12 protein-coding genes and 1 pseudogene are annotated in these 15,288 nt (G+C 37.3%); 10 read left to right on the top strand and 3 right to left on the bottom strand.

Features of this window, described 5'->3' with window-relative positions:
• Nucleotides 1–133: 133 nt before the first annotated feature.
• Together murJ and galE are read left to right on the top strand one after the other, a co-directional pair.
• The gene (gene murJ, locus NC799_RS06660; protein ID WP_272445613.1) at nt 134–1,651 is read left to right on the top strand and encodes a murein biosynthesis integral membrane protein MurJ; all 1,518 of its coding nucleotides are present in this window, start codon (nt 134–136) and stop codon (nt 1,649–1,651) included.
• A gap of 23 nt (nt 1,652–1,674) precedes the next feature.
• A complete protein-coding gene (gene galE / locus NC799_RS06655) occupies nt 1,675–2,670 on the top strand; it encodes a UDP-glucose 4-epimerase GalE (protein WP_272445612.1) in 996 nt (331 codons plus the stop codon).
• Nucleotides 2,671–2,765: 95 nt separating this feature from the next.
• Here galE and NC799_RS06650 read toward each other — a convergent pair whose 3' ends face one another.
• From NC799_RS06650 to NC799_RS06640, 3 genes are read right to left on the bottom strand one after another with little or no spacing between them, the layout of a single operon-like run.
• Entirely contained in the window at nt 2,766–4,550 is a 1,785-nt protein-coding gene (locus NC799_RS06650) for an AAA family ATPase (protein WP_272445611.1), read from the bottom strand.
• Complete coding sequence (locus tag NC799_RS06645) at nt 4,551–5,006, bottom strand: ABC-three component system middle component 2 (RefSeq protein ID WP_272445610.1); 456 nt, start codon at nt 5,004–5,006, stop codon at nt 4,551–4,553.
• Nucleotides 4,999–6,003: an ABC-three component system protein gene (locus tag NC799_RS06640; protein WP_272445609.1), complete on the bottom strand. Its 1,005-nt coding sequence runs from the start codon at nt 6,001–6,003 to the stop codon at nt 4,999–5,001. The genes NC799_RS06645 and NC799_RS06640 overlap by 8 nt, the downstream gene beginning before the upstream one ends.
• 227 nt (nt 6,004–6,230) lie before the next feature.
• Between NC799_RS06640 and NC799_RS06635 the strand changes: the two genes are divergently transcribed.
• From NC799_RS06635 to NC799_RS06600, 8 genes and pseudogenes are all read left to right on the top strand, one after another.
• On the top strand, nt 6,231–6,575 hold the full coding sequence (locus NC799_RS06635) for an rRNA biogenesis protein rrp5 (RefSeq protein ID WP_272445608.1): 345 nt from the start codon (nt 6,231–6,233) through the stop codon (nt 6,573–6,575).
• Nucleotides 6,572–7,762 (top strand): DUF2800 domain-containing protein, encoded by a 1,191-nt coding sequence (locus NC799_RS06630; RefSeq protein ID WP_272445607.1) that lies wholly within the window; start codon nt 6,572–6,574, stop codon nt 7,760–7,762. Before NC799_RS06635 ends, NC799_RS06630 begins: the two co-directional genes overlap by 4 nt.
• Nucleotides 7,763–7,779: 17 nt before the next feature.
• On the top strand, nt 7,780–8,325 hold the full coding sequence (locus NC799_RS06625) for a DUF2815 family protein (protein WP_272445606.1): 546 nt from the start codon (nt 7,780–7,782) through the stop codon (nt 8,323–8,325).
• Between the two features lie 5 nt (nt 8,326–8,330).
• Nucleotides 8,331–10,280, top strand: coding sequence for a DNA polymerase (locus NC799_RS06620; RefSeq protein WP_272445605.1), 1,950 nt, complete (start codon nt 8,331–8,333; stop codon nt 10,278–10,280).
• Between the two features lie 22 nt (nt 10,281–10,302).
• Nucleotides 10,303–11,124 (top strand): phage antirepressor, encoded by an 822-nt coding sequence (locus NC799_RS06615; protein WP_272445604.1) that lies wholly within the window; start codon nt 10,303–10,305, stop codon nt 11,122–11,124.
• A gap of 180 nt (nt 11,125–11,304) precedes the next feature.
• Nucleotides 11,305–13,707 (top strand): virulence-associated E family protein, encoded by a 2,403-nt coding sequence (locus tag NC799_RS06610; RefSeq protein WP_272445603.1) that lies wholly within the window; start codon nt 11,305–11,307, stop codon nt 13,705–13,707.
• A gap of 255 nt (nt 13,708–13,962) precedes the next feature.
• Nucleotides 13,963–14,241 (top strand): VRR-NUC domain-containing protein, encoded by a 279-nt coding sequence (locus NC799_RS06605; RefSeq protein WP_272445601.1) that lies wholly within the window; start codon nt 13,963–13,965, stop codon nt 14,239–14,241.
• Nucleotides 14,238–14,867: pseudogene (locus NC799_RS06600) on the top strand (SNF2-related protein); the annotation flags it as partial. The gene NC799_RS06605 and the pseudogene NC799_RS06600, both read left to right, overlap by 4 nt.
• Nucleotides 14,868–15,288 lie beyond the last annotated feature (421 nt).

Below are 15,288 nucleotides of genomic sequence, written 5' to 3'. Positions count from 1 at the left end.
TTCAATAGTCTAAAGTTGTGTCTTACATATTGTTCTGGAAATTATTTATTAAACTTAACTTATTCAGACTAAAGGAAAAAAATTGTTATTAATTGGTTTAATCCGATGTAACATTTGAAAGAAAGTGTTAAATTTGAATAAAACAGCTGCACTTATAATGTTAATAACGATCGTATCACAAATATTTGGATTTGGAAGAGAAATTGCTTTATCTTTTTTGTATGGAACTTCAAGCACAAGTGATGCTTATTTAATTTCTACTACTATTCCAGGTGTATTGTTTGGGATTATTACAGCCGGTTTAGTTGCAGGATATATTCCTATGTATAGTAAAGTAGCAAAAGAAGATGGAGAGTCTGAAGCTAATAAATTTACAAATAATCTTATAAGCATTTTATTAGTTATATGTAGCGCTATAGTATTAATTGGACTTATATTTACGGAACAAATAGTCAAAGTATTTGCTTACGGATTTGAAGGAGAGACTCTAAATTTAGCAGTTAAGTTTACAAAGATTAGTTTATTTGCTATTTATCTCTCCGCAATGATTTCAATCTTCACTGGCTATCTCCAAATTAAAAATAATTATATAATTCCAGCCTTAGTTGGAATACCTTTTAACTTTATTGTTGTTCTTTCTATAGTCTTAAGTCATAAAACTAATACAATGGCACTACCACTGGGGTTTGTAATAGCAAGTGTTTCACAATTAATTTTAATGATACCATATATTAGAAAAAGCAAATACAGATATAAGTTTAAAATTGATTTTAAAGATAAAAATATTAAAAACTTAGCTTATATTATGTTGCCTATCATATTAGGAATATCAGTTAACCAAATCAATGTATTAATTGACAGGACCTTGGCCTCACAATTAGCAGTGGGAGGAATCTCAGCTCTAAATTATGCAAATAGACTTAACGGGTTTGTGCAAGGAATATTTGTAATGTCAATAACTTCTGTTTTATACCCAAACACTTCAAAAATGGCAGCAGAAAACAATATGAATGGACTTAAAAGTGCTTTATCAAGGGCAATAACAGGAATTAATCTCTTGGTTATACCTGCTACTTTAGGTGCTATTGTACTTGCTGAGCCGATTGTCACTGTATTATTTGGTCGAGGAGAATTCGACATTCAGGCCACTGCTATGACATCTAACGCTTTAATATTCTACTCAATTGGAATGGTAGGTTTTGGTTTTCGAGAAATCTTATCAAGAACATTTTATTCACTACAGGATACAAAAACGCCAATGATAAATGCTGCTATAGGTATGTTTATGAATATAATTCTAAATATAATTTTATCTAGATTTCTTGGTATTGGAGGACTTGCATTAGCTACAAGTATATCAGCTATTTTTACATCAGGATTAATGTTTATTAGTCTTAAAAGGAAAATAGGTTCATATGGCTTAAAACAACTTTCAATATCATTCATTAAAATTCTATGCGCATCTTTGTTAATGGGAGTTATAGTAAAGTTATCTTTTAACTATTTAACATCAACAATAAGTAATATCACCTCTTTATTTATTGCTATTGGGGTAGGGGCCGTTTCTTACTTTGTAATAGTTAATTTTATGAGGATTGAAGATGTTAATACCATTGTCAAAGCTTTCAAAAGAAAATTGGTGAGAAAATAAACTAATGGGGAGGCTCCTTTACCTTGAATATACTAGTTACAGGCGGTGCTGGATATATTGGCTCACACACCTGTGTTGCTCTTCTGGAAGCAGGACACTCAGTAACTATTGCAGATAATTTGAGCAATAGTAAGTGTGAGACTGTTATGAAAATCATGAATATAGTTGATAAAGAAGTTAATTTTTACGAGATTGATGTAACTGACGCAGAAGCTGTTGATATTATATTCAGAAATTACAAGATTGATGGTGTTATTCATTTTGCTGGTCTTAAAGCGGTTGGTGAATCTGTAGAAAAGCCAACAGAATATTATTATAACAATATTGTTAGTACACTTGTCTTGGCGAAAGCTTGTCAGAAATATGGTGTAAATCGATTTGTCTTTAGCTCATCAGCAACAGTGTATGGAGATAATACAGTACCATTCGTAGAGACAATGGATTTATTGCCAACGACTAATCCATATGGTGAAACAAAAGCAATGAGTGAACGGATTTTAACTGATATAGCTAAAGCAAACCCTGCTTTTTCGGTATCGATCCTTCGATATTTTAATCCAGTAGGTGCTCATCATAGTGGTTTAATTGGTGAGTCACCTAATGGGATCCCAAATAATCTTATGCCATATGTAACTCAAGTGGCAAAAGGTAAACTTGAGAAATTACGTGTGTTTGGAAGTGACTATCCTACGGTGGATGGTACCGGGGTTCGTGATTATATTCATGTGGTAGACCTTGCTGAAGGTCATGTTGCTGCTCTAGAAAGTTTAACTGAAGGTGCTCATGTTTATAATTTGGGAACTGGTAAAGGTACTAGTGTCCTAGAATTAGTAAAAGCTTTTGAAGAAGCTAACGATATTGAAGTTCCTTATGAAATTGTTGATCGGAGACCAGGGGATATTGCTTCATGTTATGCTGATGCTTCAAAAGCAATGCAGGAACTAGGATGGACAGCCAAACGTGATATTATTGCCATGTGCCGAGATTCTTGGCGATTTGAAAAGAATTATAAAGAATAAGCAGGAAATAGAGAGTTTTGCAATTTACCCGCTAAGCTGTTATGGCTTGGCGGGCATATTTGTGTTGCCCGTTATGCAATAAAACTCTAATTCAACTATTCAGTCACACCATATAGTAATCCATAACGACCAATATTCACATCTTTCGTAAATTGTATAAGGTTAGCTTCACTATAATCTAATTGAGGTATTTCATTTTCAATGATTATAATTTGCCCGTTATTTTGATTTTCTAACAAATATTTAAATAATGATAGTTTCATACTATCAGATGCTTGTTCGCTTCCTTTTTCTTTTAGTGATAATATAGGTGAATCAATAACAAGTAAACCTGTTGAAAAAGCACCATATTGAGCTAAATATTCCATAAATGATAGAGCAACAACAGTATTTAGAAACGCTCTATATCCTTTACCAAATGTAAACTTACCTTGGCCATTAATCACTACATCAAAGGAATCTTTACTAAAATACGCAGAGCTAAAATGATCAAAGTTACATTTTTCTAGTATATTTGTTAGTATTTCATCAATTTGATGCATTATTTGTTGGTTAAAATGTTCTTTAGGTTTATATTTGATCTCACTTTCTTCTTCATCTTCAAACTGACGTAAATCATATAGCATTTCTTTTTCAAAGCGCTCTAAAACGTTGGTTTCATTTTGATTCTCGATAGAACTTCGATATTCGTTCAAAGAGTGTTGAAGTTCATTTATTTTAGGTTTTAATTCTGAATTGATAACAGCTTCTATTTCTGAACGCTCAATTTCCAGATGTGATCTTTTGGTGTAAAGGTTGTCTATTTCATTAATAATATCATGTTCAGCCTCGTCTAAATCCTTGAGTTGTGAAACAATTTTTTGTAACTCTGCTCCTGCAGCTTCTATGCATGATTCTTCCTCTTCCTTTTCCAAACCGCCGTTACAAAATGGACACCTAGAAACCTCTTGAATCCCATTTTTATGTACTTCACCTTCAACAATAAATGTTAATCGACTAATATCCGCATTATATTGGCTACGTAAAACTTCGTAACGATTATGGAGCATATTTGATTCGGCAAGTTGACTGTTTACATTATATATTTCATTTGACAAGTCTTTGCTTCGATTAATGGCAATAGATAGTTTTTCTTCCGTATTGGATATTTCATTTAATATAGCATCAATTTTTTCACGAACCTCATAGACACTCAGACTGTTAGGATCAATTAATTCATTTCTTCGAGTTGCTAAAGAGGCTAAATGATTATTAATGTATTTAATAACGGCATTCTTTTTTGCTTCTTTCACCTTTTTTTCTTCACGTGGATCAAAATCTTCAAACGCATCCCCAGTTATAAAATATAGTAATATGGATAGTATCGCAGTTTTGGAAAAGACTGATTTTCTAAAAATAATACTTTCTTTTTGAAACACATTATCCTCTTCGATTAGGAATGTATGTAAAAATGATCGTGCGGTTAATGCTTGTCTCCCAAAAGACTCATTTTTTAATATTTGCGGGGGATTTTCAATCCCCATTAATTGGAGCCATAAATTATTAATACTCTGCTTAGCTTTCCCCGTGCTATACTTTCCTGATGGAATATCAGGATTGGAACTACTTACAATGATTTTATTATCATCAAATTGACGTTCAAGGAAAATACTTCCGCCCTCAGTTGATATCTCCATAGAAACACGATTATACCCTGTATCGTCCCCAATACGAAACTCTTTTACATTACTTCCGAATAAAAAATTAATACATTCTACTATATAGCTTTTCCCAGTGTTTGATGGACCATATATAATGTTTAGCCCTTTATCCAAGTGAATAGAGGCGGTTTCGACATTAGGCCCTGTTAGAAATATTTGCTTTATAAAAAAGTTGGCCAATTAGATCCCTCTTTTCTTTAATGAATAGATGGAGAGTTCATTTATCATTTTTAAAACATCTTTTTCTGTTCGATTTAAAATGAATTGCCGAGCTTTATGACACATTTCTTTATATGTATGAGCATAATTGCTTTCAAAAAGGTTTATATATTTTCTGCCATTATTATTAATGTGATAAGTAAAGCCGTCTTCACTAGGTAACACAGAAATAAGGTTTTGTAACACTAGCTTTTTTACACCTTGCTGTATAAGAGTTCTTCGGCTTGTGAATTCACTAAACTTAAATATATTGTCACCGTGAAGGTTTGTATCCGATATCTCAAATTCAGCACCATAAATAGAAATAAAATCAATGGCTGCAATCGTATCAGTTGAAATATGGGTATCTTGATATTCACTCAGAATAATCAAAATCCTCAATGAAACTTCAAATGTTGAATTAAAAATATTATTCATCAAGATTCACCCACTTTATTTTTCCATCGTTCACTAATATATGACAAACACCTTTCTTTTCGCTTGTGCTGATCCAACCTGGAAGACTATTTAATATGGACTTATTAAGTTGGATACTCGTTACATGCTTCATTACACTTTTAAGACGTTTATATCCATTAATATAGTCATCCTCGTGTACATCTATTATTCCATCGTAAGTTTCTTCTTTTAAAATACTAAACTCATCTTTTTCGTTATCTAATAGTATATCTCTTGCAGATTGTCGAATCGTTTCAGCTGCATAGTAATCTTTTCGGTGTCTCTGAAAATTTTCACCGTACTTAGGATGACTGGCAATGTCCTCCTTTTTTATTGTTTTTTTACCATTGTCATCTATATAAGCAGCAAGTAGTTCACTCACGTAAGTCATTTCATTTTTATCAAGATATTCAGGTGGTGCTTGCACAGTAGGTTTTTTGAACTTTTGTATGAGTTCTTGTAATTTAACTAGATCTTCCTCTAAGTTAATACCATCATTCGCTTTTGGTTTTTTCCTAAGGTGACTAGTCTTTTTATTATCTTTTTGTATAGCGTACAAAAAAACTTCTACTAGAAATTCTGTTAAATCGTTATTTTCATAGAGTGTAAGAAAATCATTACGAGTATAATCTGAAATTTCAGTGTCTGATTCAATGGTGTTTCTCAGATCATGATATAAATCTAGTTCCTTTTGAGGACTTACCTTAGGGACAACGTCACTTTCAAAGTAATCTATAGCTCCTGATGAAATTGCAGGCGAAGCCGCAGCTTTTTTAATTCCATTCGGAATATCTTCATTTTGATGCCACCATTGGTATATGGTATTACCATTTAAATTATAAGGATCCCCATTCTTATTAAGAACATTTTCTTGCTCAATAATAAATCCAATTAATAAATTCGTAACATCTTTATTAGTAGAATTTGGAATCGCTCTCTTTATTGCTTGTGCATAAGATGAAAAATTTAAAAACACTCTCAACTCCTCCTTTCATTGGAACCTAATTTCTACCTAATTTTCTCCTGACTTTATCCAAACTACAAAATAACCATATCTAGATACACTTTAACTTGTAAGGAACAAATCAAATGGCCATTCTATTTGCTCCCTATAATTTCCTATTTTATCACAACATGGACTTTAGAACCATTTAGGTTGTTGTAACAAATCAAGACCAAAGGAAAAGAAAGGAGAACAAGATCATGAGTAAAACCAAGCTCGCACTGGATGTGGTGCAGGATTTACGAGACCTAGCAGGGAGTATGGAAGCGTTAATTTCGGCAATGGAAGGTGCGGCACCAGAAAATGTAGGAACGCCTCAGGAAATTGAACCGAAGGAAAAAGCAAAACCAAAGAAAACGAAACAAGTAGCCAAAACAGAGCTACCCACTTTGGAAGATGTAAGAGGAAAGCTTGCCGCTTTGTCACAAGAAGGGAAGCAAGCACAGGTTAAAGAATTGATTACCAGTTTTGGTGCAAAAAAATTAAGCGATATTCCTACTAATCAATTTCCTGAAGTCCTACAACAGGCGGAAAAATTGTCATGAAGCAAACAAAATTAGAAACCACGAACCATGCTGAAAGAGCACATGCTTCGCTAAGTGCATCTAGTGCCCATCGTTGGATAGCCTGTCCGCCTAGCGTCCGGTTATCAGAGCGGTATGAAGAATCGACCAGTGTATTTGCGGAAGAAGGAACTTTCATGCACGAGCTATCCGAATTGTACCTTGCTTATGAGCTAAATCAACTAAGCAAAGCACAGTGGAACCAGCAGCTACAGAAGATGCGTAAAAATGCCTTTTATAACGAAGAAATTGGACAAGCTGTTCAAAGTTACGTAGATATCGTCATCGAAAAAATAAATGAAGCTAGGGAAAGAAGCAAGGATCCGCTCATTCTTATTGAGGAAAGGCTGGATTTTAGTCCTTGGGTTCCTGAAGGGTTTGGAACAGGGGACGTGGTGATTATTTCAGACGGAATTTTGGAAGTTGTTGACCTTAAGGGTGGTAAAGGGGTCAAGGTTTCCGCTGAAAACAACCCACAAATGAGGCTTTATGCATTGGGTGCCGTGAATGGATTTGGAATGTTGTACGACAATATCCAGACTGTATCGATGACAATTGTGCAGCCAAGATTAGATAACATTTCCAGTGATGAAATTTCGGTAGATGATCTTCTAGATTGGGCTGAAACAGAGGTCAAACCAAAGGCAGAATTGGCATTTGCCGGCGAGGGTACCTATAACGCAGGTGACCACTGTCGTTTTTGTAAGGCAAGAGCAACTTGTAGGGTGAGAGCGGAAGAAAACATGAAGCTTGCTCGTATGGATTTTCTTAAGCCGCCGCTACTGTCAGATGAAGAAGTGGTAGAAGTACTTACGGCTATTGATGAACTGATTAGATATGCAAAGGACGTACAAGAATATGCCTTTGCTAAGGCTATGGATGAAAACAAACAGTGGCCTGGAATGAAGCTTGTCGAAGGCAGAGGCAGCCGGAAATATAGCGATGGAAATGCAGTGGCTGAAGCGCTCGTCGCTGCAGGGTATGACAATGATGTCATTTACAAGAAATCCCTAAATACAATTACCACACTTGAAAAAGAACTTGGTAAAAAAGCGTTTGAAGAGTTGCTTGGTTCTCTTGTTACAAAAGCACCGGGCAAGATAAAGCTCGTGCCAGAAGATGACAAGCGGCCGGAAATAAAATCATCACCAGAAGCAGATTTTCAATAATAAGGAGGAAATGAATCATGATAAAAATTACGATTGGAACTAAGGAGACCCCAGTACGATTCAGTTATGCGAATGTGCACCAACCAGTGAGTGTTAACGGAAGTGACTTGAAATATTCATTGAGTATTATCATTCCAAAATCAGACAAGAAAACCATTAAGAAAGTAAAAGATGCAATCCAAAAAGCGACTCAAGAAAACAAGGACAAGTTTGGTGGGAAAGTGCCTTCGAACTTAAAAACACCACTTCGTGATGGTGATGTGGACCGTGAAGATGACGAAGCCTATGCTGATTCTTATTTTATTAATGCGAACAGCAAAATTAAGCCAGGAATTGTAGATGCGGATTTAGAGCCAATCATGGACCAAAGTGAATTATACTCTGGCTGCTATGGAAGAGTCAGCTTGACCTTTTATGGCTTTAATGTCAACGGGAATCGTGGTATTGCTGCTGGGCTCCAAAACATTATGAAGACGGATGATGGTGACCCTCTCGGTGGCAGAAGTAGTGCAGAGGCAGACTTTGCTGATGACAGTGAAGACGATGATGATATTTTAGGTTGATACCTATGAAACTATTATCCATTGATATAGAAACATACAGTAGCGTGGACCTCATTAAATCTGGGGTCTATGCCTATTGTGAATCAGCTGATTTTGAAGTCCTCCTCTTTGCTTATGCAGTTGACGATGAAGAGGTACAAATTGTTGACTTGGCTTCTGGTGAGGAAATACCAAAGGAAATTCTAAAAGCAATCACGGATCCTAATGTGATAAAGACTGCGTACAATGCCAACTTTGAACGCACATGTTTAGCTAAACAATTTCATACACCAATGCCACCGGAACAGTGGAGGTGCTCATCTGTCCATGCTTTAATACTTGGTTTACCTGGATACCTTGATGGCGTGGCGAAATGTCTAAGGTTACAAGAACAGAAAATGAAAGAGGGAAAGGCTTTAATCCGCTACTTTTCTGTTCCTTGTAAGCCTACCAGAGTGAATGAGGGAAGAACTCGTAACCTACCAAAACACGATCCTGATAAATGGGCTATCTTTAAGGATTACTGTAAACAGGACGTTGAGGTAGAAAGGCAAATTCGAAACAAGCTGGAGGCTTTTCCAATTCCAAAAATGGAACAGAAACTTTGGGAATTGGACCAGAAAGTCAACGATGAAGGTGTTTTGATTGAAACAGACCTAGTTGATAATGCCATTCAAGCGGATAAGGCATTTCAAGATATGCTTTACGAGGAAGCTGTCTGTTTAACAGGACTCGAAAATCCAAATAGTCCAGCGCAGCTAAAAGGCTGGTTATTAAAACAAGGAATAAAAGTGGACAGCCTTGCGAAGAAAAATGTCGAAGCACTGATGGGTGAAGTGGAAAATTTTGAAGTAAAACGATTGTTAAAATTAAGACAAGCAATGTCAAAAACATCGGTGAAGAAATATGAAGCGATGGAACGTTCCATTTGCCATGATCACAGAATAAGAGGTTTATTGCAATTTTACGGAGCAAATCGAACAGGTCGCTGGGCTGGTAGGCTTGTTCAAATTCATAATCTCCCAAGGAACAGTATGAAGGAATTACAGATTGCAAGAGATCTATTAAAGTCAGGAAACTATGAAGCATTGGAACTGCTTTTTGAGAGTGTATCCGATGTTTTATCGCAATTAATCAGAACTGCTTTTATTCCATCCAAAGGTCACCGCTTTATCGTATCGGACTTTTCAGCAATTGAAGCCAGAGTGATTGCTTGGCTAGCAGGAGAACGTTGGCGGATGGATGTGTTTCAATCTCATGGGAAGATTTACGAAGCCTCTGCTGCACAAATGTTCAGAGTACCAATTGAAATCATTGATAAAGGTAGCTCGCTTAGACAGAAGGGGAAAATTGCTGAACTAGCACTTGGTTACGGAGGCTCTAAAGGAGCCTTGTTGCAAATGGGTGCGATTGAAATGGGGCTTACGGAAGACGAACTTCCGGAGCTAGTATCCGCATGGCGAGAGGCTAACCCTAACATTGTGAAACTTTGGTGGGGGATAGAAGGTGCAGCCATTAAAGCTGTGAAAGAAAAAGCAGTTGTTAAGATGCAGTATGGACTAACCTTTCATTACACCAAAGGGATTTTATTTATCACACTTCCATCCAGCCGTTCACTAGCATATGTAAGGCCAAGAATAGGAATAGACGAACGGTTTGGAAAAGAACAACTCACTTATGAAGGAATTGAACAAGGCTCCAAACAGTGGGGAAGGATACCAACATACGGAGGTAAGTTGACAGAGAACATCATTCAGGCCATAGCAAGAGATTGTCTTGCAGTTTCTATGCTTCGGTTGGCTGAAGCGGGATATCTTATAAATTTCCATGTTCACGATGAAGTTGTTCTGGATGTTCCGATTGGAACAGGTTCGATGGAAGATGTAGAAGAACTGATGGTTCAGCCAATTAATTGGGCACCTGGATTGCCTTTAGGGGCAGATAGCTTTGAAACGGATTATTACAAGAAAGATTAAATCGAACAGGAGGAAATATTAGATGAATAATTTACGAGTGTTCAATTCTTCAGAATTTGGTCAGTTAGAAATTATGGTGATTAATGGGAAAGAATATTTCCCAGCAACAGATGTGGCAAAAATGCTTTGTTACAGTAACCCCCACCAGGCTATTATCAAGAACTGCCGGTACCTATCAAAAAGAGAGGTACCTCATCCGCAAAGTGAAGGTAAAACTATTGAGAAGAATTTTATTCCTGAAGGTGATGTTTACCGCTTAATCATCGGTGCTTCATCTCAAAGCAAGAATAAACAAGTGAAGAAAAAGGCTGAGCAATTCGAACAATGGATTTTTGATGAGGTCTTACCGGATATCCGAAAACATGGGTTGTATGCTTCAGAGTCATTATTGAATGATATTCTTAAAAATCCTGAATTAGGGATTAAGCTCTTTACTGATTATAAAGAAGCCAAAGAAAAGGCGAAAAGACTGGAACTTGAAAACGCACAAAATAAACAGATTATTGGAGAACTAAAACCGAAAGCCTCCTATTATGATTTGGTTCTTCAGAATAAATCGGTTGTACCAATAAGCATTATTGCGAAAGATTATGGGCTATCCGCTAGAAAGTTGAATACAATCCTCCATGAATTAGGTGTGCAATACAAACTTGGAAAAACGTGGCTTCTATATCAAAAGTATGCAGATATGGGCTACACGCAATCGAAAACACATGCCATTGATGCAGAAAGAAGTGTCATGCACACCTACTGGACACAAAAGGGGCGGTTGTTTCTTTATGAGTTGCTGAAGAGAGAAAAGAGATTAGTGCCATTAATCGAACGTTCTACTAAATCTGCGTAGCTTGGGAAGTGCCGAGCATGACAGATATGAAAACAGTTAATTTCTTAAAGGACTTAAAACGGTACAAAGATGTACTACCGAAGCACACCGTTAAAACACTTAAAGGTCAGGCTCTTTCCGGCGATTTGGAAGGAGCCAGAAAAGGCCTTCGTAAGCTGATACGCAGGAGGGTTGGTAGATGTGAAAGAGCCCAGTGAAAAAAGAAGCCACAAATTAAAGCATGATAGTAATCTCACCATTGCGACGGGAAGAAACAGAAAAGAATTGAATTGGAAAAACCGAGAAATGCTTTGGTCTGAGTTAGTTAAGAAATTGAGCAGCACTGTTAGAACCCATGAAACCTATGAAGAATATAAAAAGCTTTCCAAATCTAAGCAAGATGAGATTAAAGATGTCGGTGGGTTTGTTGGTGGAACCTTAAAGGGTGGTAGAAGAAAACATGACAGTGTGGTGTGGCGGCAAATCATATCCCTTGATGCTGATTTCGTCAAAGGAGATTTATGGGCTTCTATCGAGACAATGTTTGGTTATGGATGTGCGATGTACTCCACTCACAAACATCATCCGAAAAATCCAAGGTTAAGGCTCGTAATTCCTTTATCACGACCTGTTACTGCTGATGAGTATGTACCGATTGCAAGGAGAATTGCGGCTGACCTTGGAATTGATTTTTTCGATGATACCACTTACCAGGCGCACCGCTTGATGTATTGGCCATCGACTCCATCTGATGGGGAGTTTGTTTTTAAAGTGTTGGATGAGCCATGGATTGATCCTGATGCTGTACTTGCTAGATATCCGGATTGGAGAGACTCTTCTTATTGGCCAGAGAGTTCAAGAACCGTTCATGAACGGAAGAAGCTTGCAGATAAGCAGGGTGATCCCAAATCAAAAGATGGAGTGGTTGGTGCGTTTTGCCGAACTTATTCTGTCATCGATGTCATTGATAAATATTTAAGTGATATCTATGTGTCTTGTGAGGATCCAAACAGATACACATATTCCGCTGGCTCCACAGCAGGCGGGTTGGTGGTTTATGAAGATGGTGATTTTGCCTATTCTCACCATTCTACGGACCCGATTGGTGGAAGGTTATGTAATGCTTTTGATTTGGTTCGAATGCATCTATTTGGTGACCTTGATGAAACGGTCAAAGAGGGAACACCAATCAATCGGTTGCCTTCTTATAAAGCAATGGTGGAAGAAGCCTTAAAGGATAAACAGGTAAAGCTGACATTAGGTAAAGAACAGTTAAACCTTGCTGCAGGTGATTTTGAAGATGAAGAGATGGAGTGGCTATCGGAACTGACAAGGGATCAAAAAGGAAACATTGTCTCCAGTGCACCGAATGTTATCCTCATTCTTGAAAACGATCCAGCTTTAAAAGACCGAATTGCGATGAACGATTTTGTACATCGAGTTGTCATTAAAGATGATTTGCCATGGAGGAGTGCTGAGCGTGGTGAATACTGGTCCGATACAGATGATGCCAGTTTGAGGAATTATCTATATTCCGTTTATGGGATAAAAGGAGCGGGAGTTATTGCTGATGCCTGGAGTGAGGTGGCAGTGAAATATGCCTTTCATCCAATTAAGGACTATTTAAATGGCCTTGTTTGGGATGGTCAAGAGCGGATTGAAACCCTGATGGTAGATTACCTTGGTGCTCAAGATAATGACTGCGTTCGAATATTTACTCGAAAAATCTTAGTTGCAGCAGTGACAAGAATCTATCGACCTGGTGCGAAGTTTGATTACTGTGTTGTCCTTGTTGGTCCTCAGGGTGTTGGGAAGAGTTACATTATTAAGCTCCTAGGCAAAGAATGGCACTCGGATTCCTTAATTACTGTAAAGGGCAAGGAGGCCTACGAACAGCTTCAGGGTGCGTGGATTTTGGAAATGGCAGAGCTAACGGCAACGAAGAAAGTAGAAACGGAAGCGGTAAAGCACTTTATTTCTAAATCTGAGGATACCTTTCGAGTTGCTTATGGTAGGCATAATGAGACATTCAAACGACAGTGTGTATTCTTTGGAACAACGAATGACTATGACTTTTTAAATGATCCGACAGGGAACCGCCGTTTTTTGCCGATTACGGTTAACGGTGGTGGTAGGAAAAACATGTGGGATGATTTAAACGAAGAGGAAGTTGATCAAGTGTGGGCGGAGGCGAAGGTACTGTATGAAAAGGGAGAGACCTTGGCATTAAGCAAGGACATCGAGGAAAAGGCTCGGGAACTTCAAGCTGCTCATACACAGGAGAATCCAATTGCAGAAAGTATTAGAACTTATTTGGAAACCGAGGTTCTGATGAATTGGTATGACCTTGACATCGGTACGAGAAGAGCTTATTTGCATATGGATTCGCAAGATGAATCAGACAAAACGATGAAGCTGAATAAGGTGTGTGCTCAGATGGTTTGGGAGGAACTTTTCCAAAAGGATGTATCCATCATGACCAGATATGATGCAAAAGAGATTAATATGATAATCCAACATACACCAGGCTGGAAAAGGGTAAGCTCTGTTCGATTCGATAATAGCTATGGAACGCAAAGGGGATTTAGAAGAGAAGATTTGTAAACAGGTAAACTTTAAAAAACTTTTATTGTTTACACTCCAAATCCTTACTACTTCTTACTTATATACTTTGTAAACATGATAAACATAACTATCTATATAAAGAAGAGATAGAGAATAACATATATAGCTTATACACCCTAATAGCCATATATGTATAGGTTAACTGTTTTTATGTTTACTTGTTTACGAGTAAGCTGAAAGGCCCGTAAATACTGAGTTTTGGCTGTAAACATTATTTCTAGGGGTGACCAATAGATGAATGAAGCAAGTGTAGAGAAAAGGCTAAAAATGAAAGTGAACGAAAATGGTGGGTTGGCTTTGAAGCTGGTGTCTCCCGGTTTTGCAGGTGTCCCAGACAGGTTGGTGCTCTTTCATGGTTCAAGGGTTGCTTTTGTAGAATTAAAGGCACCAGCTAAGAAGCTACGAGCATTACAACGGAAAAGGAAAAAACAGTTAGAAACGTTAGGTTTTAAAGTTTATAAGATTGATAGTTATGAAGCGGTCGATCGGATGCTAGAGGAGATGGTCCTTTGAATTATAAACCCTATCATTATCAGGATTATGCCACTCAGTGGATTATCGAGAAGGAGAAATCAGCTCTTTTTCTTGAAATGGGTATGGGAAAGTCAGTGTCTACCCTAACGGCTATATTGGAACTGATGTATGACTATTTTGATGTGGCGAAGGTTCTGGTAATTGCCCCGCTTCGGGTGGCTAGTACTACTTGGGAAGAAGAAGTGGAGAAGTGGGACCATTTGAAAGACCTTCGAATTTCCAAAGTGCTTGGAAGTGAAAAGCAAAGGGTAGCTGCACTATTTAAAAGAGCTGATATCTACATTATCAATCGGGAGAACGTGACCTGGCTTGTGGATCGATTTGATTCGGACTGGCCTTTTGACATGGTCGTTATCGATGAATTATCTAGCTTTAAATCTTCAAAGGCCCAGCGGTTTAAATCCTTAAAAAAGGTACGACCGTTTATTAAAAGAATGGTTGGCTTAACGGGAACACCTGCACCGAATGGATTAATCGATTTGTGGCCACAGATTTATTTACTTGATGGTGGAGAGCGATTAGGAAAAACGGTTACTGGTTACCGAGAGAAATACTTTCTTCCGGATAAGCGAAATCAAATGATTGTCTACACATGGAAATTAAGGAATCGGTACCAGGTACCTAAAAAAGACAAAACGATGTTTTGTCTTTTAGACATGGACACTTGAAGAGAGCCCTAAATTAGGGTGAATATTTCACTCGGTACTTGGTGTCAGGCACCACAAAAAGACAAAAAGGGCGTTTTTCCACATGCAGAGGACAGGTGTGGATTTAGTTTAGCCCAAGTTTCGGCAGTTTTTGAGAAAAACAGATCAAAAACTGCTTTTTTGCACTCGAAAATGTTGATTTTACAACGTTCTAATTTAAAAAACGCAAATGTAGTTACCTAAAATAAATTGAATATTAAAAATAATTGATTTCAACTTTCCCGTCGGGTATAATGAAACTATGTTTATAAGGGAAACGATTACCAAAAATAAAGCGACAAATAAATCATATAAAAAGCACGTTCTGGTTGAATCTTAT

The sequence above is a fragment of the Aquibacillus salsiterrae genome (genome assembly GCF_028416595.1).
In the GTDB taxonomy this organism is placed as follows: Bacteria; Bacillota; Bacilli; order Bacillales; family Amphibacillaceae; genus Aquibacillus_A; species Aquibacillus_A salsiterrae.
This window is presented reverse-complemented; position numbering and strand designations above follow the sequence as displayed.

Coding starts and splice junctions, on each gene's coding strand:
- NC799_RS06625 (WP_272445606.1), top strand. CDS start 7,780: ATGATAAAAATTACGATTGGAACTAAGGAGACCCCAGTACGATTCAGT.
- NC799_RS06630 (WP_272445607.1), top strand. CDS start 6,572: ATGAAGCAAACAAAATTAGAAACCACGAACCATGCTGAAAGAGCACAT.
- NC799_RS06620 (WP_272445605.1), top strand. CDS start 8,331: ATGAAACTATTATCCATTGATATAGAAACATACAGTAGCGTGGACCTC.
- NC799_RS06645 (WP_272445610.1), bottom strand. CDS start 5,006: ATGAATAATATTTTTAATTCAACATTTGAAGTTTCATTGAGGATTTTG.
- NC799_RS06605 (WP_272445601.1), top strand. CDS start 13,963: ATGAATGAAGCAAGTGTAGAGAAAAGGCTAAAAATGAAAGTGAACGAA.
- NC799_RS06615 (WP_272445604.1), top strand. CDS start 10,303: ATGAATAATTTACGAGTGTTCAATTCTTCAGAATTTGGTCAGTTAGAA.
- NC799_RS06635 (WP_272445608.1), top strand. CDS start 6,231: ATGAGTAAAACCAAGCTCGCACTGGATGTGGTGCAGGATTTACGAGAC.